The 25429-nt window shown below is 61.6% G+C and carries 28 protein-coding genes and 1 pseudogene; 17 read left to right on the top strand and 12 right to left on the bottom strand.

What is annotated here, in order from left to right:
* Positions 1-83: 83 nt before the first annotated feature.
* The 5 genes from tilS to LOZ77_RS12675 all read right to left on the bottom strand — a co-directional run bounded on the left by tilS (position 84) and on the right by LOZ77_RS12675 (position 5795).
* Positions 84-1022, bottom strand: a complete 939-nt coding sequence (gene tilS, locus LOZ77_RS12695) for a tRNA lysidine(34) synthetase TilS (protein WP_230279380.1) — start codon at positions 1020-1022, stop codon at positions 84-86.
* 74 nt (positions 1023-1096) lie between these two features.
* Complete coding sequence (locus tag LOZ77_RS12690) at positions 1097-2032, bottom strand: tol-pal system YbgF family protein (protein ID WP_230279379.1); 936 nt, start codon at positions 2030-2032, stop codon at positions 1097-1099.
* Between the two features lie 113 nt (positions 2033-2145).
* Positions 2146-2958 carry a helix-turn-helix domain-containing protein gene (locus LOZ77_RS12685; protein ID WP_230279378.1) on the bottom strand — a complete coding sequence of 271 codons (813 nt, stop codon included), beginning with the start codon at positions 2956-2958 and terminating at the stop codon, positions 2146-2148.
* 222 nt (positions 2959-3180) lie between these two features.
* Positions 3181-5457 (bottom strand): phosphoenolpyruvate--protein phosphotransferase, encoded by a 2277-nt coding sequence (gene ptsP, locus LOZ77_RS12680; protein WP_230279377.1) that lies wholly within the window; start codon positions 5455-5457, stop codon positions 3181-3183.
* A 182-nt stretch (positions 5458-5639) separates the two neighbouring features.
* The gene (locus tag LOZ77_RS12675; RefSeq protein WP_230279376.1) at positions 5640-5795 is read right to left on the bottom strand and encodes a YdcH family protein; all 156 of its coding nucleotides are present in this window, start codon (positions 5793-5795) and stop codon (positions 5640-5642) included.
* A 265-nt stretch (positions 5796-6060) separates the two neighbouring features.
* On the opposite strand from LOZ77_RS12675, the gene LOZ77_RS12670 reads away from it, so the two are divergent.
* Together LOZ77_RS12670 and LOZ77_RS12665 are read left to right on the top strand one after the other, a co-directional pair.
* Positions 6061-6255, top strand: a complete 195-nt coding sequence (locus tag LOZ77_RS12670; RefSeq protein ID WP_230279375.1) for a YdcH family protein — start codon at positions 6061-6063, stop codon at positions 6253-6255.
* Positions 6256-6312: 57 nt separating this feature from the next.
* The gene (locus LOZ77_RS12665) at positions 6313-6474 is read left to right on the top strand and encodes a YqaE/Pmp3 family membrane protein (RefSeq protein WP_370638007.1); all 162 of its coding nucleotides are present in this window, start codon (positions 6313-6315) and stop codon (positions 6472-6474) included.
* 76 nt (positions 6475-6550) lie between these two features.
* Here LOZ77_RS12665 and LOZ77_RS12660 read toward each other — a convergent pair whose 3' ends face one another.
* The 3 genes from LOZ77_RS12660 to LOZ77_RS12650 all read right to left on the bottom strand — a co-directional run bounded on the left by LOZ77_RS12660 (position 6551) and on the right by LOZ77_RS12650 (position 9113).
* On the bottom strand, positions 6551-7312 hold the full coding sequence (locus tag LOZ77_RS12660) for a sulfite exporter TauE/SafE family protein (protein ID WP_230279374.1): 762 nt from the start codon (positions 7310-7312) through the stop codon (positions 6551-6553).
* Positions 7313-7631: 319 nt separating this feature from the next.
* Complete coding sequence (locus tag LOZ77_RS12655) at positions 7632-8813, bottom strand: type II toxin-antitoxin system HipA family toxin (RefSeq protein ID WP_221403488.1); 1182 nt, start codon at positions 8811-8813, stop codon at positions 7632-7634.
* Positions 8814-8888: 75 nt separating this feature from the next.
* Positions 8889-9113, bottom strand: a complete 225-nt coding sequence (locus tag LOZ77_RS12650; protein ID WP_008601437.1) for an XRE family transcriptional regulator — start codon at positions 9111-9113, stop codon at positions 8889-8891.
* A 504-nt stretch (positions 9114-9617) separates the two neighbouring features.
* Between LOZ77_RS12650 and LOZ77_RS12645 the strand changes: the two genes are divergently transcribed.
* The gene (locus tag LOZ77_RS12645; protein ID WP_143712226.1) at positions 9618-9860 is read left to right on the top strand and encodes a hypothetical protein; all 243 of its coding nucleotides are present in this window, start codon (positions 9618-9620) and stop codon (positions 9858-9860) included.
* A gap of 215 nt (positions 9861-10075) precedes the next feature.
* On the top strand, positions 10076-10981 hold the full coding sequence (locus LOZ77_RS12640) for a toprim domain-containing protein (protein ID WP_156501945.1): 906 nt from the start codon (positions 10076-10078) through the stop codon (positions 10979-10981).
* Positions 10982-11065: 84 nt separating this feature from the next.
* Here the strand turns inward: LOZ77_RS12640 and LOZ77_RS12635 are convergent, their stop codons facing one another.
* Positions 11066-11281 (bottom strand): hypothetical protein, encoded by a 216-nt coding sequence (locus LOZ77_RS12635; protein ID WP_230281960.1) that lies wholly within the window; start codon positions 11279-11281, stop codon positions 11066-11068.
* Between LOZ77_RS12635 and LOZ77_RS12630 the strand changes: the two are divergent.
* From LOZ77_RS12630 to LOZ77_RS12615, 4 genes and pseudogenes are all read left to right on the top strand, one after another.
* Positions 11262-12587 (top strand): annotated as a pseudogene (locus tag LOZ77_RS12630) (strawberry notch C-terminal domain-containing protein); the annotation flags it as partial. The gene LOZ77_RS12635 and the pseudogene LOZ77_RS12630 sit on opposite strands and share 20 nt — an antisense overlap.
* 59 nt (positions 12588-12646) lie before the next feature.
* A complete protein-coding gene (locus LOZ77_RS12625; protein WP_047822024.1) occupies positions 12647-12916 on the top strand; it encodes a type II toxin-antitoxin system Phd/YefM family antitoxin in 270 nt (89 codons plus the stop codon).
* Positions 12917-13276, top strand: coding sequence for a type II toxin-antitoxin system RelE/ParE family toxin (locus tag LOZ77_RS12620; RefSeq protein ID WP_230279373.1), 360 nt, complete (start codon positions 12917-12919; stop codon positions 13274-13276). It begins immediately after the preceding gene.
* A gap of 378 nt (positions 13277-13654) precedes the next feature.
* The gene (locus LOZ77_RS12615) at positions 13655-15628 is read left to right on the top strand and encodes a ParB/RepB/Spo0J family partition protein (protein WP_230279372.1); all 1974 of its coding nucleotides are present in this window, start codon (positions 13655-13657) and stop codon (positions 15626-15628) included.
* 367 nt (positions 15629-15995) lie between these two features.
* Here the strand turns inward: LOZ77_RS12615 and LOZ77_RS12610 are convergent, their stop codons facing one another.
* The gene (locus LOZ77_RS12610; RefSeq protein WP_230279371.1) at positions 15996-17288 is read right to left on the bottom strand and encodes a hypothetical protein; all 1293 of its coding nucleotides are present in this window, start codon (positions 17286-17288) and stop codon (positions 15996-15998) included.
* A 74-nt stretch (positions 17289-17362) separates the two neighbouring features.
* On the opposite strand from LOZ77_RS12610, the gene LOZ77_RS12605 reads away from it, so the two are divergent.
* Positions 17363-17638 carry a hypothetical protein gene (locus LOZ77_RS12605; protein WP_230279370.1) on the top strand — a complete coding sequence of 92 codons (276 nt, stop codon included), beginning with the start codon at positions 17363-17365 and terminating at the stop codon, positions 17636-17638.
* A gap of 112 nt (positions 17639-17750) precedes the next feature.
* On the opposite strand, the gene LOZ77_RS12600 is transcribed toward LOZ77_RS12605, so the two are convergent.
* Together LOZ77_RS12600 and LOZ77_RS12595 are read right to left on the bottom strand one after the other, a co-directional pair.
* A complete protein-coding gene (locus tag LOZ77_RS12600; RefSeq protein ID WP_156843005.1) occupies positions 17751-18224 on the bottom strand; it encodes a hypothetical protein in 474 nt (157 codons plus the stop codon).
* 2 nt (positions 18225-18226) lie between these two features.
* Positions 18227-18541, bottom strand: coding sequence for a hypothetical protein (locus tag LOZ77_RS12595; protein ID WP_230279369.1), 315 nt, complete (start codon positions 18539-18541; stop codon positions 18227-18229).
* Positions 18542-18706: 165 nt separating this feature from the next.
* Here LOZ77_RS12595 and LOZ77_RS12590 point away from each other — a divergent pair, with 165 nt between their 5' ends.
* The 8 genes from LOZ77_RS12590 to LOZ77_RS12555 all read left to right on the top strand — a co-directional run bounded on the left by LOZ77_RS12590 (position 18707) and on the right by LOZ77_RS12555 (position 25428).
* Entirely contained in the window at positions 18707-19099 is a 393-nt protein-coding gene (locus tag LOZ77_RS12590) for an antitoxin Xre/MbcA/ParS toxin-binding domain-containing protein (RefSeq protein ID WP_230279368.1), read from the top strand.
* A 12-nt stretch (positions 19100-19111) separates the two neighbouring features.
* Complete coding sequence (locus tag LOZ77_RS12585; protein WP_230279367.1) at positions 19112-19792, top strand: RES family NAD+ phosphorylase; 681 nt, start codon at positions 19112-19114, stop codon at positions 19790-19792.
* A 193-nt stretch (positions 19793-19985) separates the two neighbouring features.
* Positions 19986-20915 (top strand): ArdC family protein, encoded by a 930-nt coding sequence (locus LOZ77_RS12580; RefSeq protein ID WP_230279366.1) that lies wholly within the window; start codon positions 19986-19988, stop codon positions 20913-20915.
* A gap of 14 nt (positions 20916-20929) precedes the next feature.
* A complete protein-coding gene (locus LOZ77_RS12575) occupies positions 20930-21370 on the top strand; it encodes a hypothetical protein (RefSeq protein ID WP_230279365.1) in 441 nt (146 codons plus the stop codon).
* 219 nt (positions 21371-21589) lie between these two features.
* The gene (locus tag LOZ77_RS12570; RefSeq protein WP_230279364.1) at positions 21590-22528 is read left to right on the top strand and encodes a DUF2493 domain-containing protein; all 939 of its coding nucleotides are present in this window, start codon (positions 21590-21592) and stop codon (positions 22526-22528) included.
* Between the two features lie 131 nt (positions 22529-22659).
* A complete protein-coding gene (dmeF, locus tag LOZ77_RS12565; RefSeq protein WP_230279161.1) occupies positions 22660-23613 on the top strand; it encodes a CDF family Co(II)/Ni(II) efflux transporter DmeF in 954 nt (317 codons plus the stop codon).
* A gap of 123 nt (positions 23614-23736) precedes the next feature.
* Positions 23737-24111: a hypothetical protein gene (locus LOZ77_RS12560; protein WP_230279162.1), complete on the top strand. Its 375-nt coding sequence runs from the start codon at positions 23737-23739 to the stop codon at positions 24109-24111.
* A 63-nt stretch (positions 24112-24174) separates the two neighbouring features.
* Positions 24175-25428: a TolC family protein gene (locus LOZ77_RS12555; RefSeq protein ID WP_230279163.1), complete on the top strand. Its 1254-nt coding sequence runs from the start codon at positions 24175-24177 to the stop codon at positions 25426-25428.
* Position 25429: the final 1 nt, after the last annotated feature.

Raw genomic sequence — 25429 nt, 5'->3', positions numbered from 1 at the left:
TTTTGCCGGATATCCTTTCGCCCAACCAAAATAGGCGCGAGATGGTGAATGGCAAGCAAACGAAACCCTGCTTTCACACCGATTCAGCCGGTTTTTCGCGCCGGTTCGGGGGTAAACAGCCATTCCGGCCCGTTCACGCCGCTGCGCGCGGTGCATTCCAGCCCCGCCAGCGTTGTCTTTCCCCCCGATTCGAGCGTGTCGAGCAGCCGGTCGATTTCCGCCCCGCGCGGCGCACCGTGGGATCGCCCCAGATCGCCGATCAGCTTTTCCAGAACGCGAAACCGCAGCCCGCGCACGCCGAATTGGCGCGGCGAGGGTGCATAGATCGCGCCTTCTTCGGGGAGAAAGACGGTGCGTGTCTGCAGTTCTGCATCGACCGCTTCCTCCAGCGCTTCAAACGCATCGCGTAAATGGCGGGCGCTGCGGGCAAGGGCGGACGGGTCGATCCAGTCGGTCCCCGCCATGGCGGCGCGGATTCGGACGCGGTCATATTTCGGATCGCGATTCGACGGGTCTTGCGCCGGTTCAATACCTGCCGCTGCGCAAATCGCGGCCAGTTCGGCGCGGTGCCAGCCCAGCAAGGGCCGGATGAGGCCGATATCCGCAGCCATGGGCAAAGGGCGCCGGTTGCGCATTGCGGCCAGCCCCTTCAGCCCCGACCCGCGATTGAGGCGCATCAACAGCGTTTCGGCCTGATCCTCGATATGATGCGCGGTGGCGATAGCGGCCAGCCCGTGGTCGCGCGCCCATTGGCCCAAGGCGCGATAGCGTTCGCGGCGGGCATTGGCCTGCACATTGCCATGGTCGGGCAGGGTTACGGTCAGCACCGCGTGCCCAATGCCGCGATCGCGGCACACGCGCGCCACCATCGCGGCTTCATCGCCGCTTTCGGGACGTAGCCGGTGGTCTACGGTGGCCGCTTCGATGCGATCGGGAAACGCAGTCGCAGCCAGCAGCAACATGGCCAGCGAATCCGGGCCGCCCGAAACGGCGATCCCCAGACGCGCGTCGGGTTCGATCAACGGCGCGCAGTCGCGGGCGAAGCGCGCCGCCGCCGCGTTCAGATCATCCGCGTCAGGGATCGGCGGCGTATCAATCAGCAGCCCGCCTCTCGACCCGTTTGCGTGTTCAGCGACGACAGGCGGCCAGCGGCTTCGGCGGGATAGACGCGGCGGAATTCGGCCAGCGCCTCGCAGCTTTTGGCCTTGTTGCCCAGCGCCAGAGTGGCGCGCGACAGATAGAGCAGGCTGTCGGGCGCGCGCTCGCCACTGCGGTCGGCCAGATAGTTCTGCAGGAACGCCTCGCCCGCCTTGCTCGGCTGGCCTTCGTCAAGCCAAGAACGGCCGATCAGATTGCGGGCCCAGCTGGCGCGGCGGTGGCTGGGATAGACATTCACCACCTTTTGCAGCTGTTCGCGCGCGGCACCATATTTCTTGGCGTCCCACAGCCGATAGCCATAGACATAGGTGTCTTCGGCATCGTCGCCGGTCGACGGCTTTTCGATCACAGCCGCCGCGGTGGCCGCAGCGGCGGCCCCGCCCGTCATCGCGGCCATATTATTGCCGGTGGCATTGTCGGCGCGCGGCGGAGGGGTGACGGCGGCGGCAGGCGCGGCCATCGGATCGACCGGCATGGCCGCGGATTCAAGCGCATCGACGCGCGCATTCATCAGGCGCAACGCATTGGAATTTGTTTCAACCTGCGCGGTCAGGCTTTGCAGCGCCGATTCCACCGCATCCATGCGCGCCAGCATGTCGGTAACGGGGCCCGCCGTGGTGCTGGGTCCGGTTGGCTGGGCCTGCGGCGCAACGATCTCAGGCTCGAAATAGGGGCCGCTGGCGCCGGGGAATACCTTGCGCTGCAATGCCTTTACTTCCTGTTCCAGCTTGCGGATGCGCGCTTCGTCCTGTGCCTGGGCAGGCATGGCGACAGGCAGGGCAATGGCCATCGCCCCGCCCAGCAGAATCGCGTTGCGGCGCAGCGCGCGCAGCATGGTGGCGGAAAGGGAGAGCGAACGCGTCGTGGCGGACATGGAAGGCAACCTCGTGAAATTCATGGCGCGAAAATCGGGTATTGAAGCCGCTCGTCAGAACGGCGGATGAACATGATACATCAGAACCGGCGGGGCAGCATTATCGCGCCGGATCAGGGATTACGTGCTGGCAGGCCCGGTCCCGCCGGTCGCGCCCGCAGGGCGGCGGCGTCGACGGGTATGTCGCGGATCACCGTCTGTTCGGCCGCCAGCGGCGCAACCGCGCGCCCGCCCACGGTAATGGTCAGCGCATCGGGGCGGCCGGTCCAGATCTGCGGGCCATCGGCGTCGGCGGGAATGGCATAGCGTTCGTTCAGGGCCATCTGTTTCTGGAACAGCTGCGTGCCGCTGCGGTCATAGAACTTGACCCAGATGCCGTCGACGGTGGCGGTAAACACCACCTCTTCCGAAGTCGCCGCGGGGGCTTCGCTTTCTTCCTCCGCTGCCGGAGCGGGAGCAGCAACCTCGGCCTGCTCGTCCTCCAGCGGGGGGAGTTCGGCAGCGGGGACGAAAAAGCCCTTCCACATCACCAGCACCACCGCGACCAGCACGATCACGCCCGCCAGCACCAGCCAGGTCAGCTTGCTGGACGGATTGCGTTCGGGATCGCCGGGTTCCAGATGGTCGAGATGGCGTTCGGGCCGCGCCTTTTCCGCAAGGCCCATTTCATCGCGCAACCGCTGCGCCATGGCGTTGCCGTCCATGTCCAGCGCATTGGCATAGCTGCGCACGAAACCCAGAATATAGGTGCGACTGGGCATGGCCGAATAATCGCCTTCGTCGATGGCGATCAGATGGCGTTCCGAAATCTTGGTGCGGTCGGACATTTCCTTGCGGCTCACGCCCTGCCGCTCACGCTCCTCGCGCAGCGTGTCGGACACGGACTTGCCGTTGGGGATCGCATCGTCGATTTCGTTCTCGTCCACTCGTCCCTAACCTCTCGCACCCGCTTGGCAAAACCGCCGGCAGTCCGGCCACGAATATTTCGCGTCACGCTGCCCGCAAGCCGGAAATGCCGTGCAGCATAAACCCCTGCGCCGCCAGCGATACGGCATTGCGAGGGCGATTGCACCCCGCCCCCTGCGTTCTTTCCCAGCAGAAATGCATTCCGCCGCAAAATTTTCTTACGCAAGGCGCAAACCGGGCGCCTACTCCCATTCAATATCGCGTTCGTCGGCCCATTCGGTCAGCGCGCCGCGCAGATCGGTCACCGGCTCGTTCAGCCATGCCTCCATCTGTTCGGCCAGTTCGCGGGTATCGATCTTGCGGAACATCGCCTTGTGCGGCCCGATCGAGGCGGGTGTGATCGACAGGCGGCGTATGCCGATGCCGACCAGCGCCAGCGCTTCCAACGGGCGGCCGCCCATTTCGCCGCAGACGGTAATGTCTATCCGCTGCCCGGCCAGCGTGCGGATCACGCGGCGGATAAAGCGCAGGATCGACGGATTCAGCCAGTCATAGCGTTCGGCCAACTTCGGGTTCGACCGGTCGGCGGCGAACAGGAACTGGGTCAGATCGTTGGTGCCGATCGACACGAAGGACAATTTCGGCGCCAGCACATCCAGCATTTCGGCAAGGGCAGGCACTTCCAGCATCACGCCATAGCGGATCTGTTCGGGCAGTACCTTGCGCCGGCTGCGCAGGAATTCGAGCTGTCCGTCGAATACCGCCTTGGCCGCGTCGAATTCCCACGGTTCGGACACCATCGGGAACATCACGTTCAGCGTGCGGCCCGCCGATGCCTCAAGCAAGGCGCGGGCCTGCGCCTTCATCAGCCCTTCGCGTTCCAGCGCCAGCCGCAATGCGCGCCAGCCCATGGCGGGGTTCTCGTCCGCGCCGCCCTCGTCCTCGCCCCGCAGATAGGGCAGCGATTTGTCGCCGCCCACATCGACGGTGCGGAATATCACCGGCTTCTCGCCCGCGGTTTCCAGCACGTCGCGGTACAGCCGCGTCTGCCGGTCGCGCTGGGGCAGGGCAGCAGAAACGAGGAACTGGAATTCGGTGCGGAACAGGCCGATGCCGTCCGCGCCGGTCAGGCCCAGCATCGGCACATCGTCGCGCAGCCCCGCATTGATCATCAGCGTGATACGCTCGCCATCCTTGGTGAACGGCTCAACATCGCGCAGCGCGGCATAGCGTGCCTGACGCTCGCGGCTGCGGGCACTGCGGGCCTCGAACGCTTCGATTACCGACTGGGTGGGGCGGATATTGGCAATGCCCTGCGCCCCGTCGACCAGTACCATGTCGCCTTCGCGGATCATGCCGCGCAGACCGCGGATGCGGCCCAGCACCGGCACGCCCATCGCCCGCGCCACGATCACCACATGGCTGGTGAGCGAGCCTTCCTCCAATATAACGCCTTTCAGCCGGCGGCGGTCGTATTCCAGCAATTCGGCAGGGCCCAGATTGCGCGCGATCAATATCGTATCGTCGCGCAGGCCCAGCCGCGCCGCAGTGGATACCTGCCCCGATACGATGCGCAGCAGGCGGTTCGCCAGATCCTCAAGATCGTGCATCCGGTCGGCCAGCAGCGGATCGTCGATCTGGCGCATGCGCATGCGGGTGCGCTGTTGCACGCGTTCGATGGCGGCCTCTGCGGTCAGGCCGGAATCGATCGCCTCGTTGATGCGGCGGGCCCACCCCTCGTCATAGGCGAACATCTTATAGGTCTCGAGCACCTCGTCATGCTCGCCCCCAACGCCGAATTCGGCCTGGTTCGACATGGTCTCGATCTGCTCGCGCATCTTGTCGAACGCCGACAGCACGCGCGAACGCTCGGCCTCGGTATCCTCTGCCACGACATGTTCGATGGTGATGCGCGGCTGGTGGAACACGGCATGGCCTGCGGCCAGACCCTTGACCAGCGACAGGCCCGACACCTGCCGCGGATCGGTCAGCTGCGGGCTGGCCCCCACGGCATCGGCATCGTCGATCAGCCCTGCATTGGCGATCAGTTCCGACAATACCATCGCCACGGTTTGCAGTGCCTCGATCTCCACCTCTTCATAGCGGCGGGGTTCGACATGCTGCACCGCCAGCACGCCCACGGCGCGTTCCATCCGCACGATGGGCACGCCCGCGAAAGAGTGGAACTTGTCCTCCCCCGTTTCGGGGCGATAGGAGAAGTCGGGGTGGGTCGCTGCCTCTGCCAGATTGAGCGTTTCGACATGTTCGGCCAGCGATCCGACCAGACCTTCGCCAATGGCCAGCCGCGTCACGTGAACCGCGTCCTGGTTCAGGCCGCGCGTGGCGAACAACTCCAGCATCCCCTCGCGCAGAAGATAGATCGAGCACACCTCGCTATCGAGGCTTTCGCCGATCAGTTCGACCACCTGGTTCAGCTTTCCCTGCGCATGATTGCGCGATGCCATCACTTCATGAAGGCTGGTCAGGATCTGTCGTGCTGCGGAAACGGCGGAAGGCATGTCTATGGGACTATATCAAACCCCGCCAACCGCCAAATCAAACCTGCGCGGTTTCGGCGCTAAATGCCGGCCTGAATGCGGGCAGGGAAATAAAACGCCCCCGAAGTCCTGCGGGACGACGGGGGCGGCATGCTTGCTTCGTGGTCAGGCTTTGACCAAGGCAAGCCCTGATCCGGCTGTGCCTAATTCAGGGCGATCTCTTCCTTGATCTTCAGCTTCTGTCGCTTGAGTGCCTGTATCTTCACATCATCGGGTGCGGGCCTCGTCATCTCGTCGCGGATTTGGCGTTCGAGGCCGGCGTGCTTTGTGTTGAGCGCGCTGATGTGCGTGGATTCCATGAAGTCAGTCTCCTGCGTTCGCGTGTGTCTGATCTGGCGGTCGATTCCCTGATGACAAGGATCCCTCATGATCGAGCCAAGCTAAGGCGGCCGGTGCGACTCGTGTCGGTCGCATTACCGACGGGGCACAGAAAATCACAAAACTGTCATCTTGCGAAGGGGCAAATGGGCAGGCGCCGGTCGGGACGCGACGAAATTCCCGCCGATTTGCGACGGGACACAACAGCCGTTGCCTGCGCGCGACGAACGGGGCATGAGCGTGGCCATGACCGAAGACGAGATGCGCAAGCGGCTGGAGATTTTGCGGGTGGAACACCGCGACCTCGACGCTGCGATTGCGGCGCTGGCGGAAAACCCGTCGGATCAATTGCGCGTCGCGCGCCTGAAAAAGCGCAAGCTGGTGCTGAAGGACCAGATCATGCTGATCGAGGATGCGCTGATACCGGATATCATCGCCTAAGGTACGGTGGAACGAGTTTCCCAATGCCGGATTGTCCTACCAAAAGGAGACAAGCCTATGATGGCATTGCTAACGCTCATCGCTACCATTCTTTTGCCGCCGCTTGGTGTCGCCCTCAAACATGGTCTGGGCAAGACGTTCCTGATCAATCTGATCCTGACGATTATCCTGTACCTGCCGGGGCTGATCCATGGGATCTATGTCAACTACTTGCGCTAGGGATGCGCTCTGACGGCTCGCGAACCTGATGGTCTTGTGCGCCAAGCGCGCCGAAATCTTCCTGCTCGCCGCCCCTTCAACCCCTCAGCGCCGTCACGATGCCCACCACGCTGGTGATCGTCAGCACCACGCCCACAAAGATCAGCAGCGGCTTTACCGGAATGCGTTTGGCGGCATAGGCGCCAATGGGCGCGGCCATCACGCCGCCCACGATCAGCCCCAGCGTCGCGCCCGCCAGATCGGCGAGCCCGATTTGCGAGATGAAGGTGATCGATACCGCCACCGTCAGGAAGAATTCCGACGCGCTGACCGTGCCGATCACGCGGCGCGGTTCCACCCCCTGTACCAGCAGGTTCGATGTGACGACCGGACCCCATCCGCCGCCACCCGCCGCATCCAGAAATCCGCCGACCGCGCCCAGCGGGGCGACATGGCGCGCTTCCTTGGGCGCGGGGGGATAGAATATGCCGCGCACGATCAGCCAGATGCCGATGCCGGTCAGATAGGCGAGCACGATGGGCTTCACGACGGCTGCGTCGATATTGCTGAGGAGATAGGCCCCCGCCACGCCGCCCAGCACGCCTGCGCCTGCCAGGCGCAGGAAGAGCGACTTGTCGATATTGCGATGCGCCAGATGGCTGATGCCGCTGGCCCCGGTGGTGAAACATTCCACCAGATGCACCTTGGCCGAGGCGAGGGCAGGCGGCATGCCCAGCACGCCCACCAGCAGCGAGTTGCAGATCACGCCGAACGCCATGCCCAGCGCGCCATCGACCAGCTGGGCAGCGAAGCCGACGATAATAAAGGGAACCAGATCGGCCAGAAATTCGGCGGACATTCAATGCAATCCCGGCTGTTGAACCGGAACGGCAAATTAAATGGGCGCGCGATTTTGGCGAAACAGTTTTGGAAGCAGGGGTAAAAGGCGAATTATCTTGCCGGAATCGCGCCTTCCGCTTTGCCCCTGCATTTAAACTCAGGCGCGGCGGCGATAGCGGAAATACCAGACCTTAGTGGTCATACTATCATAATAGACTGATATACAATCACAAATCGGCATTTTTTGATCCCCATTTTCTCGGCTAGCAATCACCGGGTAATCACCATGCCAAATTAGGCAAGCACGCGCCCCCATGAACGGATTTCTGCGTTTGCGATCATGACACAGGTGCTGCCAACCGGAAGCAGGTGGCGAAACGCTTGCGATCAGCCGCGCTTATCCCTGCTTTTGTGAATAGGTGTTCCCACCGTGTCGCTACGATTCTGCTCATGTCTTCGGCGATTGCGTTCGCGTCATCATGGCTGAGGTCGAAGACCGCGGCACCGGCGAGAGCGTTCTCGATCGTTGCAGCGCGGCCTTCCGGCCCGACGCCGAGGACGAGCCGGCGCTCCAGTCCCAGCTGAGGCTTCGGCACTACATCGTAAAGCGGCGAAAGCCGCCATCCCTCACCATCGAACAGGAAGCCATGATTACGTAGGTGATCATCATCATTGGTGACGAGGATATTGAACAGCATGCGACGAAATAATTCGTGCAGATCCTGGCGTACTTCGGTTCCGAATTGCCGGATCGCTCCTGCGAGATCGGCATAGCTGAAGCTGCTGACCTCGCTCTCATGCGCCCCGAGCATTGTGAGCCCCGAAGCAAAGGGCCTGCGTTCCAGCCAGTTGCCGTGAGGAATCCGATCGAACCGCTCGATCAGATAGATGTCGCGATCAAGGACACAGCGGAAGTCGAGTGGCGGCACATCGAGACCACATTCGCTGGCAAGCCGCATTGTCGCCAGTTCGACCCGGCATTCGGGGAAGCTGTCTCCCCGCTTCTGAAATTTCGCGATCCAGGGTTTGTCGCCGATTTTTGTAGCAGCCTTCGGCCGGGCGCCGCCCAGAGATGACCCGGCGGCTAGCAACGCCCTCAAGTTCTCGTCGAGTTCGTCGACATGCTGCGCTCGTTCGGCGGCTTCTGCTAACTCTGCGAGCGTGAACTCTTCGCCCGGAGCAGGGCCGTCCCCCCATGGTGTAATTCTCTCAGGCTGGGCGGACGTCGGCCCAAAGGCGAGCGCACCCACGCGATGTTCGCCCGAGGCCAGAATGAGATCGATTTCGCTCGGCAAGCGATCGCCCATCGCCTTGTACATTAGGTATTGGCCCCAGCCGTCAGGAGCAGCATCCCGAATGCCACCGAACACGGCAAAGCCTTCTTCCGTCCTGAATGTTCGAGAAGTTCCAGCTTCGTGCAACGGCAGAGCTACAGGATCGACCGCAATACGGTCAGCGCGTTCCAGATAACGCCGCCCGTAAGCGAAGGTAGCAAACTGGTTGCGCGGTTCGTCGGTCATCGTGAGAAGGCCTGCCGGAACAGGCCCCTCCTCAAGATGCACGAAGACATAGGTGCGGATGGTCGTCACGGCTTGCTAGAAATCCAGATCATCGTCGCTGACAGCGTGGGTCTTCTGGGGCAGGCGGGACAAATCCTCGCTGATGCCAGCCCGGTCACTGTCTGGGGTTACCAGCTCGGCAAGGCGCTGTGTCATCCCCAGGACATGCAGGGCGCTCGCCAGAACCGCGAGGCCCACGGTAGGATCTCCCGCTTCGAGGCGTTGCAGCGTTTGAACCGAGACGATCATGCGCTCGGCCATTAAACGCTGGGGAAGTTTTCTCCGGCGGCGAGCAAGGGCGATATCCTTACCTAGCCGTGTAATCGCACGTTGGCTCTGGGGCGGTAGTCCGCTAGCAGCTCGAGACGAACGGGGCATGGCCCGATATATGACATATCATGCGAAATTCCGCAAATAGAAATGATATGTCATGTTTTTGTGCTCTTTCGCTTGAAGCAGATTTACCGAAGGAAGATGCTTCACCGCCTCCTGCACGAGGCTTACAATGACCATGACTGAGTGGAGAGGCGCTGGTGAGCGGTCGCTAGGCCGCGGCTTGACCATCGTACTTCAAAAGTCGCTGTGCAGTTGCGCGAATTGTCTCAGCGACTATATCGCAAACGTCACGCATGTCGGCACAAGCCGACAGCTTCGGAAGAATTCCGAGGTCCCGTCCTCCAGTTGGAGGTTAACCGGCGGACCCTGCAGAGGGTTCGCCGAATTTCGTTCGAACGCTCTCGCAGGTCCAACCCGATGGAGCATCGAATGCATTATTCAGACGAGGAAATCGAACGCGCGAAGACATTATTCGCTCGTGAAAATGATCAACCCGGCCATGGCAGAATGCCGGTTGCCGCGATGGCGGGAATGAGCAAGCCCGGCAAAATCAGCCATATCACTCATCGACGGACTTGGCGGGACTACCTTCCGAAGGCACGACGCGATTTGCAAAAGGAAAGATCGGACCGGAATTTTCGATTAGGTAACGTGTCGCATGATCTAAACTGACCAGGTCGTGGGGCAGCGATAAGGATCAATGGCGCTAGTGAGAAGTCACTACGAATAATCGGTAGACCTCGCGGGTGAGCGGCGATGTCGATGTGACGCTCAAATCGACGGGCTCGCAGTGCAGACGTGAATCCCCTCCGACCTGTTCTTACAACACAGAAGGGCTGGAGGGGAGGAGGGCCTTTGTGAGCGAGCCGAAAGGATCGCGATGTGCCATGTCCCACCGATATTCCACCAAGATAAGCTCTTTGGAAGAAGCCGCCCGCCGCATCTGTGAAAACCGGGGCGGCAAATGGTCCGGCACAAAGGGCATGGCCTGCTGCCCTGCGCATGACGATCGTACGCCGTCACTCGGTGTGTCGCTCGGCCAAAAAGCGATCCTTTTCCATTGTTTTGCGGGATGTGATCAGCAGAGCGTGCTGGCTGCTCTGGCGAGTGAAGGTGTCGACGCAACCTCGCTCTTCTCAGGTTCTGCGACTATCAACGGTCCCGAGCCGACCATAACGAGCAAACCCTCGGCGGCAGCGCTGAGGATCTGGCGCGACGCACAGCCACTGCGTGCCAGTCCGGCAAAGGCATATCTTGAGAGCCGCGGCATCCTCGCCGCATCTCCGGCCCTCCGCTTTCATCCCCAAACGCCGCTTGGCCCGAAGGGTCGCACCCGCTTTTTGCCGGCCATGATTGCGGCGGTCAGTCTCGACGAGGGACCGATCGCCATCCATCGCACATTCCTTTCGGGCAACTCCAAGGCCGACTTCGACAAACCGAAGCGCGCGCTCGGCGCGCTCGGCGAAGCTGCTGTCCGCCTCTTCGCTCCGGCCTCCGGCAAGCTCGGCCTTGCCGAGGGGATCGAGAGCGCGATGTCCGCCTATGCTCTTACCGGCATCCCCGCCTGGGCGACCCTGGGCAATGAGCGTTTCGGTCTCGTGAGCGTGCCCGAGAGCGTGACCGAACTCCACCTCTTCGTCGATCACGATGCTGGCGGCGAGCTGGCCGCGTCGCGTGGCCTGGCCGCTTATGCCCGCGAAGGGCGGACGATCCACGTTCGCAAACCATCCTCACGCGACACCGACTGGAACGATGAACTTAAAGCATGGCTGCGCCGCAAAGCGGCGCGGTAGAGGAGAGAGAGCTTCTCGAATTCCTGATCCGGCAGAGGGCGTGTCCCGATGCCCTCATCAGGAGGACGAATTGCCATGTTTCAATCAGACCTGTTTCCCGCCGGCGAGCAGATGCCGGCAGTGCCCCTGGCCTTCGCCATCGGTGCCCGGATTGCCGCGCTTCTCACCTCGGGTCGTCATCTTACCCGTGCCGGCATTTCCGGGCTGTTCGCCGAAGAGACCGGTGTTCTGGACTGGGGAGGTGCATGGACGATCGACGACTACAACAACGCGGTCGAGATGGCGCGCCGACAACGCCATCCAGGGTCTTGGTCGCACGAACCGCACCAATCAGGCCTCGGCCCCGTTGTTCCGCCCGGTCACCACCGATGTGAAGGGCGAGCGCCGATTCATCTCGACTATTGCGCGAAGGCTCGATGCTTTGGGAGCGCTTACGCGCGGCCAGCGCCAGACGGGCGGACAGAACCTGTTCGACCCGGCAGACAATCTTGAAAGCGACTATGCGCGCGACGCGCTCAGCCGCTGGTTCCAGCTGCTCTATGACGGTAAGCTCGAAGCCACCACCTTTGCCAACTTCGTCGAGCGCACCGGCCTCCGGCTCGAAAACCCCGATGGTGGACTGACCGATAATCTCCCGACGATCCAGCGCTGGCTCAACCGCATTCTTGCGCTGCCGATCGCGCTCCAGAACGCAATCTTCGATGAATATCTCGGCCTCGTCGAAGCGCGGATCGAGGCTGCGCGTGAAGCCGGAACGCTCGACCAGGGACTGGAGACCGTCAGGGTCGATCACTTTACGGTCCTGACAGATGAACTTCTTCGCACCGACCCCGTGACCGGAGCCGAGACCCGTCTCGTCTCGCTCGAAGTGACCAAGCACCTTAGGCCTATGCGATTGCAACGCCTGGTGCGGACGCACGAGATCGGTAGCCCGCACGCGATCCCGATGCGCAATGCGCGGTCGGGCAAGGTTGCGCTGTCGGTTCCAGCCCGGCGTCTCATCGCCGACGACGGGGCCGTGATTGAACGTCGGCGCCTCTTGCGACCGCTCAAGTCCGCGAACTGGACACTTCAGGCACTCTCTGAGAGCCAATGGGAAGAAATTGGCGTCACTGCGTTCACGAGCGCCTGGCGTGCCGAGGAAGTGGAAGCGGCCAAGTCACCGGTGACCGAGCGCGTCCATCTTGCCACCGGACTGCTGCTCCCGGTCTGGAAGCGCCTCCCCGGCGATCATGTTCGGGTCACCCGGCTCGTTGCCGAAGACGGCCAGTCGATCATCGGCCGCGAAGTGCTCGATCTCGATCTCGCTGCGATCGCCGAGACCTTTGGCCTCTCCGGAGTTGCCGGACCATCGGCTGAGCAGATCGGCGACCTTGTCCTTGCCAGCGGCAAACCGCTGGGCCTCGCAAGCCACAATCCACTCACCGTTAAGCGCTCGCTGGTAGGCGGCGAACAGCGCCTTGAACTGACCGGGTTCTCGCCCGATCGCCTCGACTGGTACAAGAACAAGGGCTGCTTCACCGAGATCATCCGCTACCGCACGCGGCTGTTCGTCCCGGTGTCGAGGGCAGGCCAGATACTCCCAGGCATCGCAATCGGGCATTGAGCTTTGCAATTGCCAAGTCGTGGACTATATAAAGACCAAATTCAGTCCCAAGGTGTTCTATGAAGCTGGACCAGCGCATCAAACCGATCAGCTATCTGAAGGCCCACAGCGCCGAAATTATCCGGGAGATTGGAGATGGCGGCGGGCCACTGGTCATCACGCAGAATGGCGAAGCCAAGGCAGTTCTGCAGGATGTCGCCAGCTACGAGCGCGCACAGGAAACGCTCGCTCTGCTAAAACTTCTGGCGCTCGGACAGGCCGATGTTGCCGCTGGTCGGACCCGCCCGGTGGCAGGCCTTGCGGAGCGCGTACGGGGTAAGTCAAACTGAATGATGACGGCCGCGTTAGCGATCAAGATCACCTCCGGTGCGGAGCGTGATCTTGCGGGTATCTGGCAGCGTCGCGTGGCGCAGCGCGGGCCGGATGGCGACGATGGTGCGGACGCACTGCTGGATGACCTCGTCGCGTCTATCGAGTCCCTTTCCGACAATCCTCAGAAAGGACCGGTTCCACCGGAACTTGAGGCTCTCGGGATCACCGAATTCCGGCAATTGTCGCACTCTCCCTTCCGCATCATCTACGGATATCAGCCCGAGCCAGCACCCGGTCAGGTGACTGTGTTCGTAATTGCTGATGCGCGTCGGGATTTTCGGACGCTTCTCGAAGAGCGCTTGCTCGGCAGCGGATAGATAGAGTCTCCGCTCAACAGGTCAGGGTCCGAATGAAACTGAGCGCTGCCTCCGATTGCGCTTAAGTTTCCCCTTCTCTCCTCCCCTTCGTGTGTCTGAATGAACCGATAAGCTCCCGTGTCGCGTACGCCGGAGCCTGATCACGTCCTTCCTCAAGTCCAGGCGACTGATCTGCCTGTGCCCGCTGATGACGGGCCTGCGAATGGGTTCGCGCATTGAGAACAACTGCCCTCATGATCGGAACTTAGCCGATCCCTGATCGCCCCATCTCGGTCGTATAGATGTTCGCCACAGCCATTGAAGAGAGTGGAGGGAGCCCTTTGGGCTTGTGGGCCTCGTGATCCTCACCTGCGCCTTCATTCCATCAGGAGAAAACCCATGATCCAGTCGATCCCCTTGAAGAAGCTCGTTCCGAGCCCCCGCAACGTTCGCAAGTCGAGCGACGTGCTCGCCGACCTCCAGCTGCGGGCAGACATTGCTGCGCGCGGTCTGCTGCAGAACCTCGTCGTTCGCAAAGGAAAGCGCGGCAAGTTCGAGGTCGAGGCCGGCGGTCGTCGGCTCGCCGCGCTGCAGGCACTGGCCGAAGAGGGCACCTTGTCCCAAAACCACGAGGTCACCTGCCTCGTGATCGAAGGCGAGGAAAGCGAGGTGCGTGAAGCCAGCCTTGCCGAAAACGTCCAACGTCTCGCGATGAATCCGGCCGACGAGGCCCAGGCCTTCGCCTCCATCATCGAGGCGGGGGCTACCACAGAAGACGTGGCGCGCCGCTTCGGCCTCACTGTCCGTTTTGTCGAAGGACGGCTGCGTTTGGCAAGTCTCGCACCCTGCGTCTTCGAAGCGCTCGCCGAGGGGACGATCACGCTCGACATGGCCAAGGCCTACGGCGCAATCTCTGACATCGAGCGACAGGCGCATGTCTATGCCGAGTTGCAGGACGCCTGGTACCAGATCACGCCTGACACGATCCGCCGCATGGTGCTTGATGCCACGGTGCGCGGTTCCGATCCGCGAGCCGTTCTGGTCGGACGCGATGCGTACCTCGCCGCAGGTGGCCGGATCGAGCGCGAATTGTTCGACGATGATGCCAGCGAGAGCTGGATCGATGTCGCGCTGCTCGAGGACCTCGCGCACAAGGCCATGGAAGGGGCGGCAGAAAAGGCCGCGCTCGAATATGGCCTTGCCTGGGTCCGGCCGACGCTGGGCACCTATGTCAGCCATGACCTTGTCGACGGCCTCAATCGCTTGCCTTGCGAACCTGCACCGATGACCGAGCAGGAAGCGCAGGAGCTCGGCGAGCTCGAGGCCGACTACGACCGCGTCGCCGCCGTGCTCGAAGACGAGGACAGCGACGAGGACGAGGTCGCCAAGGCCGAACAGGAACTCGTGGTGATCGACCGCGCCATGCGCGCGCTCAATGATCGTCCCCCCGTACTCGCCGACGAACTGAAATCCGAGGCTGGTGCCTTCCTAGTCCTCTCGCGCAACGGCGAGCCGACATTCGTTCCACAGTACTACACCGAGACCGAAGTGATCGCTGACGAAGGCGTGGTCGAGGCCATTGAAGAGAGCGGTGCGGCGAAGCCCAAGGGGAGCTCGTTGTCGCAGCGCCTACTCGATGAGCTCGCGATGCAACGCCGCGATATCCTGGCGATCCATCTCGCCAACGATCCGGCACTGGCGCTCGACTTTATGGTCTTCACGCTTGCCGATGCCGATGGGCACGATTGGCGCGCCAAGAAGGCATCGACACTGCTGGGTCCGGTGGCATCAGGCCCGGTTACCGGGTTCGAAGCCAAGGACGCACCGGCAAGCGCTGCTCTGGCCGAGTTTGCCGGGTCGCTCGATGAAAGCTGGCGTTCTGGGACAAGCGATGTCGAGCGGTTTGCAAGGTTTCGGGCACTTTCCGACGAGACGCGTTCGGCCTGGCTCGGCCATCTCGTCTCGCGCACCCTTGTCGCGAGCCTTGCCTGTGAAGGCGAGCGCTCGGTGCCTATGCATGAGGCTCTGGGCTCGCTCCTCGAAATCGAGACCGCGCATTGGTGGCGTCCCACGGCGACCAACTACTTCGACCGCGTAGCCAAGGCCCGCACGCTCGAAGCGCTCGACGCCGCCGGCGGTCCCGAACTGGTCAGTCGCTATGCTGCTTCGAAGAAGGCCGAACTCGCGAGCGCTGCCGAACGCATTTTCTCGGGCAACTTCATCGGCGAGGCGGATATCAAGGAACGGGCGCAGGCCTGGGTGCCTTCGATAATGCGTTTTGCTGGTCCCGAAGAAAGCGAACCGGTTGACGCCGAAGCCGAAGAGCCGGTCAGTGACATTACGGCTGACGAGATTGCCGAGCAGGCTGCCTGACCCCTCCTGACAGGTCCAGGTCACTCGGCAGGCGGTCCGCCCCTCTTGGGGCGGGCCGCCTTTTCAATGCCAATACCTGGGCCGTATTTGCGCCATGTTCCGCCAATGTGGTGTCAGAAAGAGCAATTCGGAAAGTCGACGGTCCAAATGCCAAAAAATCGTGACAGTAGGCACCGCCATTGCCGACGTTCAACGCCGAAAGCTGTCGTTGTCGCAGGGGATATAAGCAGAGGGAAGTAGACCGAAGAGGGATCGGGATACTAATCCGCCGTCGTTAGCAGTTGCGGACATTGACCGCTCCATCGTGGGCAAGCAATCTCCACCTTCACCTGGTAGAACCGCGCCACATTAATGGCCTCATCACGCCCTAGGAAAAACCTATGCGCATGATCCCCCGGGCATTCACTGTCGCTGGCGCAGCGAACTTTGATCCTTCGTCGAACAGCCGCCGTTTCTCATTTCGGGGAACAGCTGCGCCGCTGCAAATCGCAATAGCGCGCGCCACTGTTGTCGCCGCAGCAATCGCACTTACGAAGGGGGCTGCGATCCCAATGCCTTCAAACTTGGCGGCTCCACATCCGTCTAACCCGAGCAGTTGCTCATAATCCTGTGGCGCAGGAGCCGATCGTGGAACGTCTCCTGGAAAGTGTGCAGCAACCGAATACTCAGAATCGAACACCGTCACACGGAAAACATCGAAGTCGGTATGGGCGCGACCGAGACCAGCGTCGATTACCAATTCGAAGCCGCAGCCGTCGATGAGTTTTCGAGCGGTAATCGAATCGAAGCCGCAAAGCGCCACCGTAGGCTCATTTTCCTGCACCCGTTGATGTGGGGCTAATAGGCGATCAACGCGGCGCACATCGAACCCCTTCCGCTTTGCCCATTGCTCCGCGAGTGCGGTTTTGTAGGCGCCGTATTCTCCCGACTGTACGAGCACGGAAGTTCCCCAATTTTCAGCGCTTATCTGGTCAGCATCCTGCAAAACCAGCTTTACGGCTCGCGGATTGGGATAGGGAAGCGCCGAAAGCGACCACATGAATGCTTGACCAAGATTGCCGAGGCCGAGCAGCCATAGCGCGCTGGGAAGAAAAACCTTGGCGAAGGGCGGCGGCTTGCTCACCGCTCTCTGCGGCCAAAGATCAAACTCTACAGACCCAGGCGAATGTGCATTTCGCAGCCGTGCGAAAGCATACGCCACGGTCGCCGCGCCAGCTACAATGCCGGCGAGAGGATTGTCCGCGTCTCCTGAGATTCTGGGTCCCGACGCTGCTCCGCCTTTCCAGCCATCCCACCAAGCATGAACGTCTGATGCTCCTCCGATTACATTTCCGATAATGATACGGATTGCTGCGACGCCAACGTTTTTGGTAGCGCCCAGCCGATCGACTGCCTCACGCAGCGATGTGCAACCGACTGGCATCGCGGAAACTAGCGGTACGTCGTCGTCGATCCGGACACTGACGCCGCCGACAAAGGTCTTCTTCCCGACCGCTACGGCGGTGAGGATCGCATTATGCCCAGCGATACTGTGAGCATTTTCACCGACTATGACTTCCAGAGTCATAGCGCGAAGACGCGCTTCGGCATCCGCGCCACTAATGCCTTCAGCATCAATCAGCATTTTTGCAATTCGGGATAGCTCGGGGGTCAGGTCCACAGATATTTTCCGACGTGAAAGGGAGGAAAAAGGCGGTCGCTTTCGTCTCGCCATCGACGGTTGCCCAGGTAGCGATGTACTCCGATGTGGCCTGGAAGATTCGAACCTTCAGCGAAATTCGGCAGGATCAGTGCCAAATGGTCGACCTCCGCGATGATTGGGTTCGCCTTGTCGGAGGGACTTTGCCGAAAGCTACCCGGATGGACATGAACGTCGGCAACGACGCTCATCCCTTCGTTTCGGCATATTTCCCAAAGCTCGCCAAGCCGCCGACCATCGATCAGGACAATACCGCTGTTGAGGGCACCGGGATCGATATCGTCGTAGAAAATGAACTGCCGAATGGTTGAGGGCGAGCCTGCGATGCCAAGAAGAAATGCACCGCTCTCGCGTCGACCGCCGTTTGTGCGACGGCAAAGCTCCGCAGCTCCAGCATCCCATACTTTGCGATCACAGATCAACTCAGGCCGCTGTCCGAGTAGCGACCTTGCGACCGTTGCTAACCAATATGCCATAGAGATCCTCGAAGATGAAAGCCAAGTCACGGTCCTTGCTCCACGCTAGGTGGGGTTTGGCGACAGCATTGTTGTTATGCGGCCCGGTATGACGATCCCACGGCCGATAAACGGTACCCGATCCCCAGTCCTTGAAAGTCTCGGCGACCCGCTTCCCACCCGACGGTCGCTCGCCAGCGATAGGCTTGCGATCCTCTTCGAGATTCCAGAGTTTCACCTCTGGAGCGAGGCCTGGGTAGTTGGTGAGATCGGCACGAAACCCATATTCAGTCGCGGTACCGTCGGGTTCGATTGCTGAAACCTTGAAGTCGAGGCGTGGATAAGCGAAACCTATCACCCGCCAGCGTCCGTCGTCGCAGCCCGTCCGAAACTCCTCGGAAGCAAGGTCAGCTTCAATAAGTGCGATGGCGGGATCCTCCACTCTCAGAGCCTCCCATTGGCAATGTCGCCACGCACGAGGTCGAGGGTGAGTGTCGATCCGCCGGGGGCGAGGGAAGCCAAGGGTTTCGAACCCTGCAGCTCTTCGGTCGTGCCCGTGACGACGAGTTCGATCTCGGTCGCGATGGCGTCGTCGATTGAGAATGCCGTGATTGCCCATGCGAGCACCTCGGAGACCTTAGCGCCGCGCGGGAAGCTTTCTACCTTGCTCGCCGCTTGATAGTTGACTGTCACCGAAATCGCGGAACCGCCGTTGCCGTTGCCGTTGCCGTTGCCGTTGCCGTTGCCGTTGCCTTCCACCTGTTTAATCCCTTCATCTAAATTCGTCGTCCAAGTCCTAATGATTGCGCGGAAAGCCTTGACCCGTGCGAATCGTGGACTAGAATCGAGAAAACGTCCCGATACGGACAATATGATATTGGACTATTGGCAACGTCAAGTGCAAATATGGACTGAGGAGCAAGTATGTCGGCTGACACGCTGCCCGGTGCTCACCCGAGCTCACGGGTTTCATCGATTCCAGCTGAATTAGAAGCATTTTTCGAAATGGCGCAGCGATGGGATCTATCGACCGAACAACAGATCATCCTGCTTGGATCTCCAGGGCGATCGACATTCTTTAAGTGGAAAAAGGAGGGCGGGAGTTTGCCCAGGGACACCGGAGAACGTCTCTCGCACTTGCTCGCAATATGGAAAGCGCTCCGAATACTGTTTACGGATGATCGACGCGGCGAAGAGTGGATGCTTCGACCGAACGACTTTTTCGACGGCGAATCGGCTCTTGAAGTAATGCTGCGCGGGGGCATGGCGGACATCCTCGCGGTGCGACAATATCTTGACGCGCAGCGGGGTGGCTAAGTGAGGGAATATTTGTTCAAAGGATTTGGATATCGGCTAATCCCATCGCGCTTTCCTTCGGTGGAAGTGTATCGAGGTCTCGTCGCGAATGACCGCTTTGATGCCCTGTATGAGGCCGAGGCCCGGACGAATCCTCGTCTACTCTCAAAGGAGCAGCTGTTGGTCAGCTTTGGCGGCGAAGGATCGCCGCGGCTGCAGAACTGGAACCATGCGCCCTTCCGCTACATCAATCCCGAGGGCTCGCGGTTCTTTCCGAGCACATTGCCTGCGCTAGAGTTGGCCAGCGATCCGCAAACCGCGCTGGCGCGTGCCGTACGGCGGCGTGAGATTTTTCTAGGGCGGACGGGCGAGCCGCCAATCGGCATCGACATGCGCATGCTGAAAACCCCGGTCGAAGGTGCATTTGCAGACCTTACAAGTCTTCCCATCGGCATGAGCGACGCCGATTGCCGTGCTGCGGGAGAAGAGGTGCCTACAGAATTGGCTGGCGCCGCCTTCTACACCCCCGAACGACCTAAGGCACTTTGCCTTGCCGTGACTGACAACAGCTGCCTCGGGGCTACTATACAGACAGCGCATTATCGTTTCGAGTGGGACGGGAAGCGGATTGCGAAACTCTACGCCTTTACAGAGGCAGGCGAGGAGTGGGATCCCACCATTCTGTGCGGTGGTGAACAAGTCATCGCCGCGTAGATGCGGACATACCGGAATGATCCATTTGCGGGGAGATAGAGCCTGCTGACCCGGTGACCTCATTCAGGTCACCGTCGGCAATGCTTCAACGACCGGCGTGTGGGCGTTTAGCGTCGTCAAATAATGGAGAGAGGAGGGAGCTTTGATCTTCCTGAGCCGGGGCATCTCCGTCCCGGCAATCAGGAGACCTCCCATGACCAAATCCCGCCGCACTGCATCGACTTCGCCAGCCCAACGCATCACCGCAGCCATCATCGAGAAGCTCGAGCAAGGCACAAAACCCTGGGTCAAGCCATGGCGCGGCGTGCCAGTCTCGCGGCCCTTGCGCTCCTGCGGGACACCCTACCGCGGCATGAACACTTTCTGGTTGTGGATGGTGGCCGATGGCTGCGGCTATACCTCGCCTTACTGGATGACCTATCGCCAGTGTCAGGCGCTCGGCGGACAAGTCCGCAAAGGTGAAAAATCGACCATCGCGATCTTCTACAAGAGCTACACCAAAGAGGTCGAGAACGCCGAAGGCGAAGCAGACACCGAGAACCGGCGCGTGCTCAAGGCCTATGCCGTGTTCAACGCTGACCAGTGCGATGGCCTCCCTGCATTTTACCATCCCAAGCCGCTGGTTGCCGCACCTGAGCCCGAAGGACGCGAAGACCGGCTCGATGCCTTCTTTGCCCATATTGGCGCAGACCTGCGCCACCATGGCGCGCAGGCCTATTACGAGCCGCTGCGCGACCGGGTCACCATGCCGCCAGCCGAACTCTTCGAAGCCTATGACCACTATTACGCGACGCTTGCACACGAGCTGTCGCACTGGACGGGGCATTCATCGCGGCTCGACCGCGATCTCAAGAACCGCTTCGGTAGCGACGCCTATGCTGCCGAAGAACTGATCGCCGAACTGTCCTCAGCCATTCTCGGGGCAGAACTGGGCCTTCCGGTCACCCACCTCGACCATCACGCCAGCTACATCGCCTCCTGGCTCAAGATCCTCAAATCGGACGAGCGCGCGATCCTGACTGCTGCGGCTAAGGCTGAGGAAGCGGCCAGCTTGTTGCTTGACCTTGGGGGTCACCAATCCTCCGAAAGCGAGGCCGATCTCGATCTCGCCGATGCGGCTTGAACAGGAGACGGTAGATGGGACGTTCCGTCAGCTATCCGACCGGCTCCGTGGTGGCCTTTCGCCTGCTTGATGACGGCGAAGACGAAGATATCGACTGGGTCTACGAGTGCCTCGTCGACGAGGTCATAGATGCCGCGAAAGCCGCCTTTCCTTCTTTTCAACGCTTCGATGGATGGCGCGGCCGCGAGGACCGCATTCTCCTGCGCAACGCCTTCGCCGATTGCGGCATATCGACCTGGTGCGGCCTTGCCGCGATCTGGCTCGCCGAGCGCGATGACGCTCGCTACTGGGAGGCTGATTTCTACAACCCGCGAACGGCGAGAGCACGGCACTGGCTTGGCCAGGTCTCGGGTAGGTTCATCGACCTGTTTGGTGAGTTGCGCCTGGTAGGTCGGTTCTCGAATGGCGAAGCGATCTTCGAGCACTCTCGGTCCGCTTGCGACACCGGGTCCTGATCCTGCCTGGTCCCTGTCCGCCGGGAGAGGCCCTTGGGCCGGTCGGGGCGCGCCGCAACCTGCGGCCCGTCGGCCCGTGTTGCCCGCGCCAGCCTAGGGCCGCAGGTTTCCCGCTACGCGGTGCGTCACGCCCCTTTCCCCGGCCCTGATCGGGCTCCGGCGGACAGGGCCGAGGCAATGGTGCCTCCTCTCCTTGTCCGCACGATCAGGAGACACACCATGTACGACAGCTTCATCGAACAATTGAGCGGCCTTGACCTTTCAGGCCTCAGCATCAGGCCAGCCCCGTTCACCGCAACCGACTTTCCTTGCGAGGACGTGATCGACCAGACGCTTGGTGCAGTATGGTCTGACCTCTTCGCCATGTTCTCCGACACGGCTTTGGAGGCGGATGCCGAGGATATTGCATGGGGCGTGGTCAATCTGTTCCACCGCGCTGCCAGCCGCAAGTCGGCTCAGCTCGACCGGGCCAGCGACGAGATCCGGGTCCTGCTCGCATCGGCCGATGGATCCGAAGTGCATTCGAGCAATCTGGAAGAGCAGGTAGAGCGCGCGCAGGCCGCCGAAGCCAGCATGCTGGCCTTCGAGCAGATGCGCGAGGCTGCCGCAGCACTTTACCGCGACGAGACCGGTTCCTCGTGGAAGCCCGTCTCCGGCTCGCGCACGAGCCATTCACGCCACCTCACATCGGCCGTGATCGATGCCCGCGATTTCCTCCGCGCACGCGCCGAGAACCGGCGTCACGCTTTGATTCCGGAAGGAACTCCAATCGTCTTTGCCGGTGGTCGCCAGACCTTTGGGAGCACCGAGGATGCGAAGCGTTATGCCGACACTATCTGGGCTACGCTCGACAAGGTTCGCGATGCGGTTCCCGATCTCTTCCTGGTCCATGGCGGCGACGGCAAGGGTGCCGATCGCCTGGCAGCGAGCTGGGCTGAACGCCGCGAAGTCCAGCAGCTGACCTTTTCGCTCGATCGTCGTCTTGGTGCCCGCGCCGGGTTCAAGCGCAACGAGCAGATGCTCTCGCTCAATCCGCGCTACGTTGTCGCCTTTCCGGGCAATGGCGTGACTGAACGGCTAGTGATCGATGCCAAGACGCGCCGGATCACCGTGGTCGATCGCAGGACCGTCACGTTCCGATCCAAGATTAAGGGATAATAGTCTGTTGGTCGCCGCAGCATTTCTATGATCGGTTGGCTGCGGCGATCATCACAGACAATCGTCGTCGATTGCCTTTTCGGTTGGAGAGGGGATTTCTTGGAAAGGGCATCTCGGGGTATCAGCCTCGCATGCACCACGCCGACTCTAAACCGCTCGCCCATGATCACAACTTTCTGAGCGCTTCGCACGACGCGCATGAGCAGCGCACGCGCTATGTTGTCGCTTTGACCGCCGCGATGATGGTGATCGAAATTGTTGCGGGGCTGTGGACTGGATCGATGGCGCTTCTCGCCGATGGTATCCACATGGCGACCCATGCAGGTGCCTTGGGCGTCGCGGCCTTCGCCTACTGGTTTGCCAGGCGCCATGCGAACAACCCGCGTTTCACATTCGGTACCGGCAAGGTGGGCGACCTCGCCGGCTTCGCGAGCGCGCTTGTCCTCGCCATCTTCGCAATCGGGATCGCGGTTGAATCGGCTCAAAGGTTCGTCAGTCCGCTCACGATTGCCTATACCGAGGCTATCTGGATCGCCGTGCTCGGCCTCGTGGTGAACCTCGCGAGTGCCTGGCTGCTTGGTGCCGATCATCACCATGGGCATGATCACGACCATCATCATCACCACGACCATGCGCATGCCGATAACAATCTGCGCTCCGCCTATTTCCACGTGCTTGCCGATGCCCTGACTTCGGTCCTGGCTATCGTGGCCCTTCTCGCCGGCATGTACCTCGGCTGGGCTTGGATGGACGCGGTAATGGGGTTGGTGGGTGCAATCGTGATCGGGCGCTGGTCGTGGTCACTGCTGCGCGATACGGCTGCCGTGCTTGTCGACGCCGAAGCGGCCTCTGAACGGTACACAGAGGTGCGCGAGGCGCTCGAGGACCGGGACGCCGCGATCGGCGATCTGCACATCTGGCGGATCGGTCCTGGCAAGTATGCAGTCATCGCCTCGCTCATCGCCGATGATCCGCTCGCGCCCGACAATTATGCCAGCCGACTTTCAGAGCATGCAGAATATGTGCACGTCACGATCGAAGTTCATCGCTGCGAGCATCCGCATCCCGAGCTTCGCGCGGCCTGATCGCGCCGTTCTAAAAGACCGAAACAGTATTCGAGGACTGTTATACTGTAACAAAAGACTTATACTTCATCGTGTTGCGGAACTTGCAATCTTGATGCGGTTTGCTATGAGCCATTGGAATCCATGACTACAAGCTATCGTCGCCTTGTCCTGCACCCTTTCGTCGTCCTGCTCATGCTGGTCGCGATGGTGTTCGTGACGGCGGCGGATGCTGCTGCTTGCGGTGCCGAAGTGGCGCCCGGAAGCACGCCCGTTCTGGCTTCGCTCGATAGCGCTTCTGCGTCATCCGCAGCCGCCGACGAAGTGCCGGGCGATCCGGATGCGCCGGCCGAGCAACACGGCGTGTGTGGACACGGCCATTGCCATCACGGGGCGAGCTTTGCCGGCACCGTGCAGAAGGATTCGGTCCCTCACTTGGTCGTGGTTCCCGATGCGCCTCCCGCCGAAGCGCTCGCTTCCGAAATTGCCGACCGACTGAAGCGCCCCCCTCGCGCCTGACGACCGTCACCGCGCTGCATGCCGCAGCGCAGTTCGGATCGTCAGCAGAGGAATTTTCGAAAAATGTCAGCCATTCATTGGCGAGGGGTCCTCCTTGGAGGGCTGTTCCTCGCCGCTCAAGCCACGACCGTGGCGGCGCAGGAGCGTGAGCTTCTGACGCTTGATGCTGCGCTCGCTCGTGCGGGCATCGTCGACAGCGCAGATGAGCCCCCAGATAATCCGCGCCTGATCGGACCGCGGGCCGAAGCCGACGCGGCGCGGGCACTCGTCGACCAGGCGCGGCTGCGGCCCAACCCCGAAATTGCTTTCGAAGCCGAAAACATTGCCGGAAGCGGCGCATTTTCGGGATTGCAGGCCACCGAGTACACTTTGTCCCTGAGCCAGCGGCTCGAATTGGGCGGCAAACGGGGAGCGCGCGTCCGCGCCGCCCAGGCGGAAGCGCGCGTCGCGGCCCTTTCAGGAGCGCTCTCGGTTGCTCAGCTAGGGCGATCGGTACGCGAACGCTATGTCGAAGCCGTCTCCGCGGCAGCCCGATTGGAACTCGCGCGGGACATAGTCGAGCGCAATCGCGAGCTTGCCAGGATCGCAGGCGTACTGGTCGATGTCGGACGGGAGCCTCCCCTGCGCTCGCTTCGTGCCGAAGCGGCACTTGCGGAGGCGCTCGCGGAGCTTGAAGCGGCCCTGGCCGCCGACAGTGCGGCGAGGACTGCGCTCGCCGCGCTTTGGGGCGAGGCAACACCTGCTACGGACGTGCCTTCGGTGTTCCCCGAGATCGAACCTCCGGCGACGCTGCTCGCCTCGCCTTCGGCCTTACGTCTTCAGGTCGCCCGTGCCGAACGCGAGGCTGCAGATGCCGCGATCGCCCGGGAACGCTCTTTAGGCATTCCGGATCCGGCGATATCCGCCGGTGTCCGACGGTTCGAGGAAAGCAGAGACCAGGCGTTCCTCGTAGGCGTTTCGATCCCGTTTCCGTTCAGTAATCGCAACCAAGGAAACATCGCTGCTGCCGAGGCGCGGCTTCGCGCCGCGACGGCACGGGAGGCGATTGCCCGCACCGATTTCGAACTCGAGGTCACGCAGGCCCGCGGACAATTTCTGGCAGCCGAAGCGCGGGTCGAGACCCTCGCGGAGACGTCCTTGCCCCAAGCCGAAGAAGCCTTGCGCCTCGTTCGGATTGGCTACCGCAACGGCAGATTTCCGCTGATCGAAGTTCTGGCTGCGGCCGAAGCGCGCGACACCATCCGTGAAGCATTGATTCAAGCCCAGGAAGATCGTGGCCGCCTGGCGGCGACGCTGATCTGGCTCGGCGCACAATGAG

The sequence above is a fragment of the Croceicoccus sp. Ery15 genome (assembly GCF_020985305.1).
Taxonomy (GTDB): domain Bacteria; phylum Pseudomonadota; class Alphaproteobacteria; order Sphingomonadales; family Sphingomonadaceae; genus Croceicoccus.
This window is presented reverse-complemented; position numbering and strand designations above follow the sequence as displayed.

What these genes read in the sequence shown, in the direction of transcription:
- LOZ77_RS12690 (WP_230279379.1), bottom strand. Translation starts at nt 2,032, where the DNA reads ATGTCCGCCACGACGCGTTCGCTCTCCCTTTCCGCCACCATGCTGCGC.
- ptsP (WP_230279377.1), bottom strand. Translation starts at nt 5,457, where the DNA reads ATGCCTTCCGCCGTTTCCGCAGCACGACAGATCCTGACCAGCCTTCAT.
- LOZ77_RS12675 (WP_230279376.1), bottom strand. Translation starts at nt 5,795, where the DNA reads ATGGAATCCACGCACATCAGCGCGCTCAACACAAAGCACGCCGGCCTC.
- LOZ77_RS12670 (WP_230279375.1), top strand. Translation starts at nt 6,061, where the DNA reads ATGACCGAAGACGAGATGCGCAAGCGGCTGGAGATTTTGCGGGTGGAA.
- LOZ77_RS12665 (WP_370638007.1), top strand. Translation starts at nt 6,313, where the DNA reads ATGATGGCATTGCTAACGCTCATCGCTACCATTCTTTTGCCGCCGCTT.
- LOZ77_RS12660 (WP_230279374.1), bottom strand. Translation starts at nt 7,312, where the DNA reads ATGTCCGCCGAATTTCTGGCCGATCTGGTTCCCTTTATTATCGTCGGC.
- LOZ77_RS12655 (WP_221403488.1), bottom strand. Translation starts at nt 8,813, where the DNA reads ATGACCGACGAACCGCGCAACCAGTTTGCTACCTTCGCTTACGGGCGG.
- LOZ77_RS12650 (WP_008601437.1), bottom strand. Translation starts at nt 9,113, where the DNA reads ATGGCCGAGCGCATGATCGTCTCGGTTCAAACGCTGCAACGCCTCGAA.
- LOZ77_RS12645 (WP_143712226.1), top strand. Translation starts at nt 9,618, where the DNA reads ATGCATTATTCAGACGAGGAAATCGAACGCGCGAAGACATTATTCGCT.
- LOZ77_RS12640 (WP_156501945.1), top strand. Translation starts at nt 10,076, where the DNA reads ATGTCCCACCGATATTCCACCAAGATAAGCTCTTTGGAAGAAGCCGCC.
- LOZ77_RS12635 (WP_230281960.1), bottom strand. Translation starts at nt 11,281, where the DNA reads ATGGCGTTGTCGGCGCGCCATCTCGACCGCGTTGTTGTAGTCGTCGAT.
- LOZ77_RS12625 (WP_047822024.1), top strand. Translation starts at nt 12,647, where the DNA reads ATGAAGCTGGACCAGCGCATCAAACCGATCAGCTATCTGAAGGCCCAC.
- LOZ77_RS12620 (WP_230279373.1), top strand. Translation starts at nt 12,917, where the DNA reads ATGATGACGGCCGCGTTAGCGATCAAGATCACCTCCGGTGCGGAGCGT.
- LOZ77_RS12615 (WP_230279372.1), top strand. Translation starts at nt 13,655, where the DNA reads ATGATCCAGTCGATCCCCTTGAAGAAGCTCGTTCCGAGCCCCCGCAAC.
- LOZ77_RS12605 (WP_230279370.1), top strand. Translation starts at nt 17,363, where the DNA reads ATGTACTCCGATGTGGCCTGGAAGATTCGAACCTTCAGCGAAATTCGG.
- LOZ77_RS12590 (WP_230279368.1), top strand. Translation starts at nt 18,707, where the DNA reads ATGTCGGCTGACACGCTGCCCGGTGCTCACCCGAGCTCACGGGTTTCA.
- LOZ77_RS12580 (WP_230279366.1), top strand. Translation starts at nt 19,986, where the DNA reads ATGACCAAATCCCGCCGCACTGCATCGACTTCGCCAGCCCAACGCATC.
- LOZ77_RS12575 (WP_230279365.1), top strand. Translation starts at nt 20,930, where the DNA reads ATGGGACGTTCCGTCAGCTATCCGACCGGCTCCGTGGTGGCCTTTCGC.
- LOZ77_RS12570 (WP_230279364.1), top strand. Translation starts at nt 21,590, where the DNA reads ATGTACGACAGCTTCATCGAACAATTGAGCGGCCTTGACCTTTCAGGC.
- dmeF (WP_230279161.1), top strand. Translation starts at nt 22,660, where the DNA reads ATGCACCACGCCGACTCTAAACCGCTCGCCCATGATCACAACTTTCTG.
- LOZ77_RS12560 (WP_230279162.1), top strand. Translation starts at nt 23,737, where the DNA reads ATGACTACAAGCTATCGTCGCCTTGTCCTGCACCCTTTCGTCGTCCTG.
- LOZ77_RS12555 (WP_230279163.1), top strand. Translation starts at nt 24,175, where the DNA reads ATGTCAGCCATTCATTGGCGAGGGGTCCTCCTTGGAGGGCTGTTCCTC.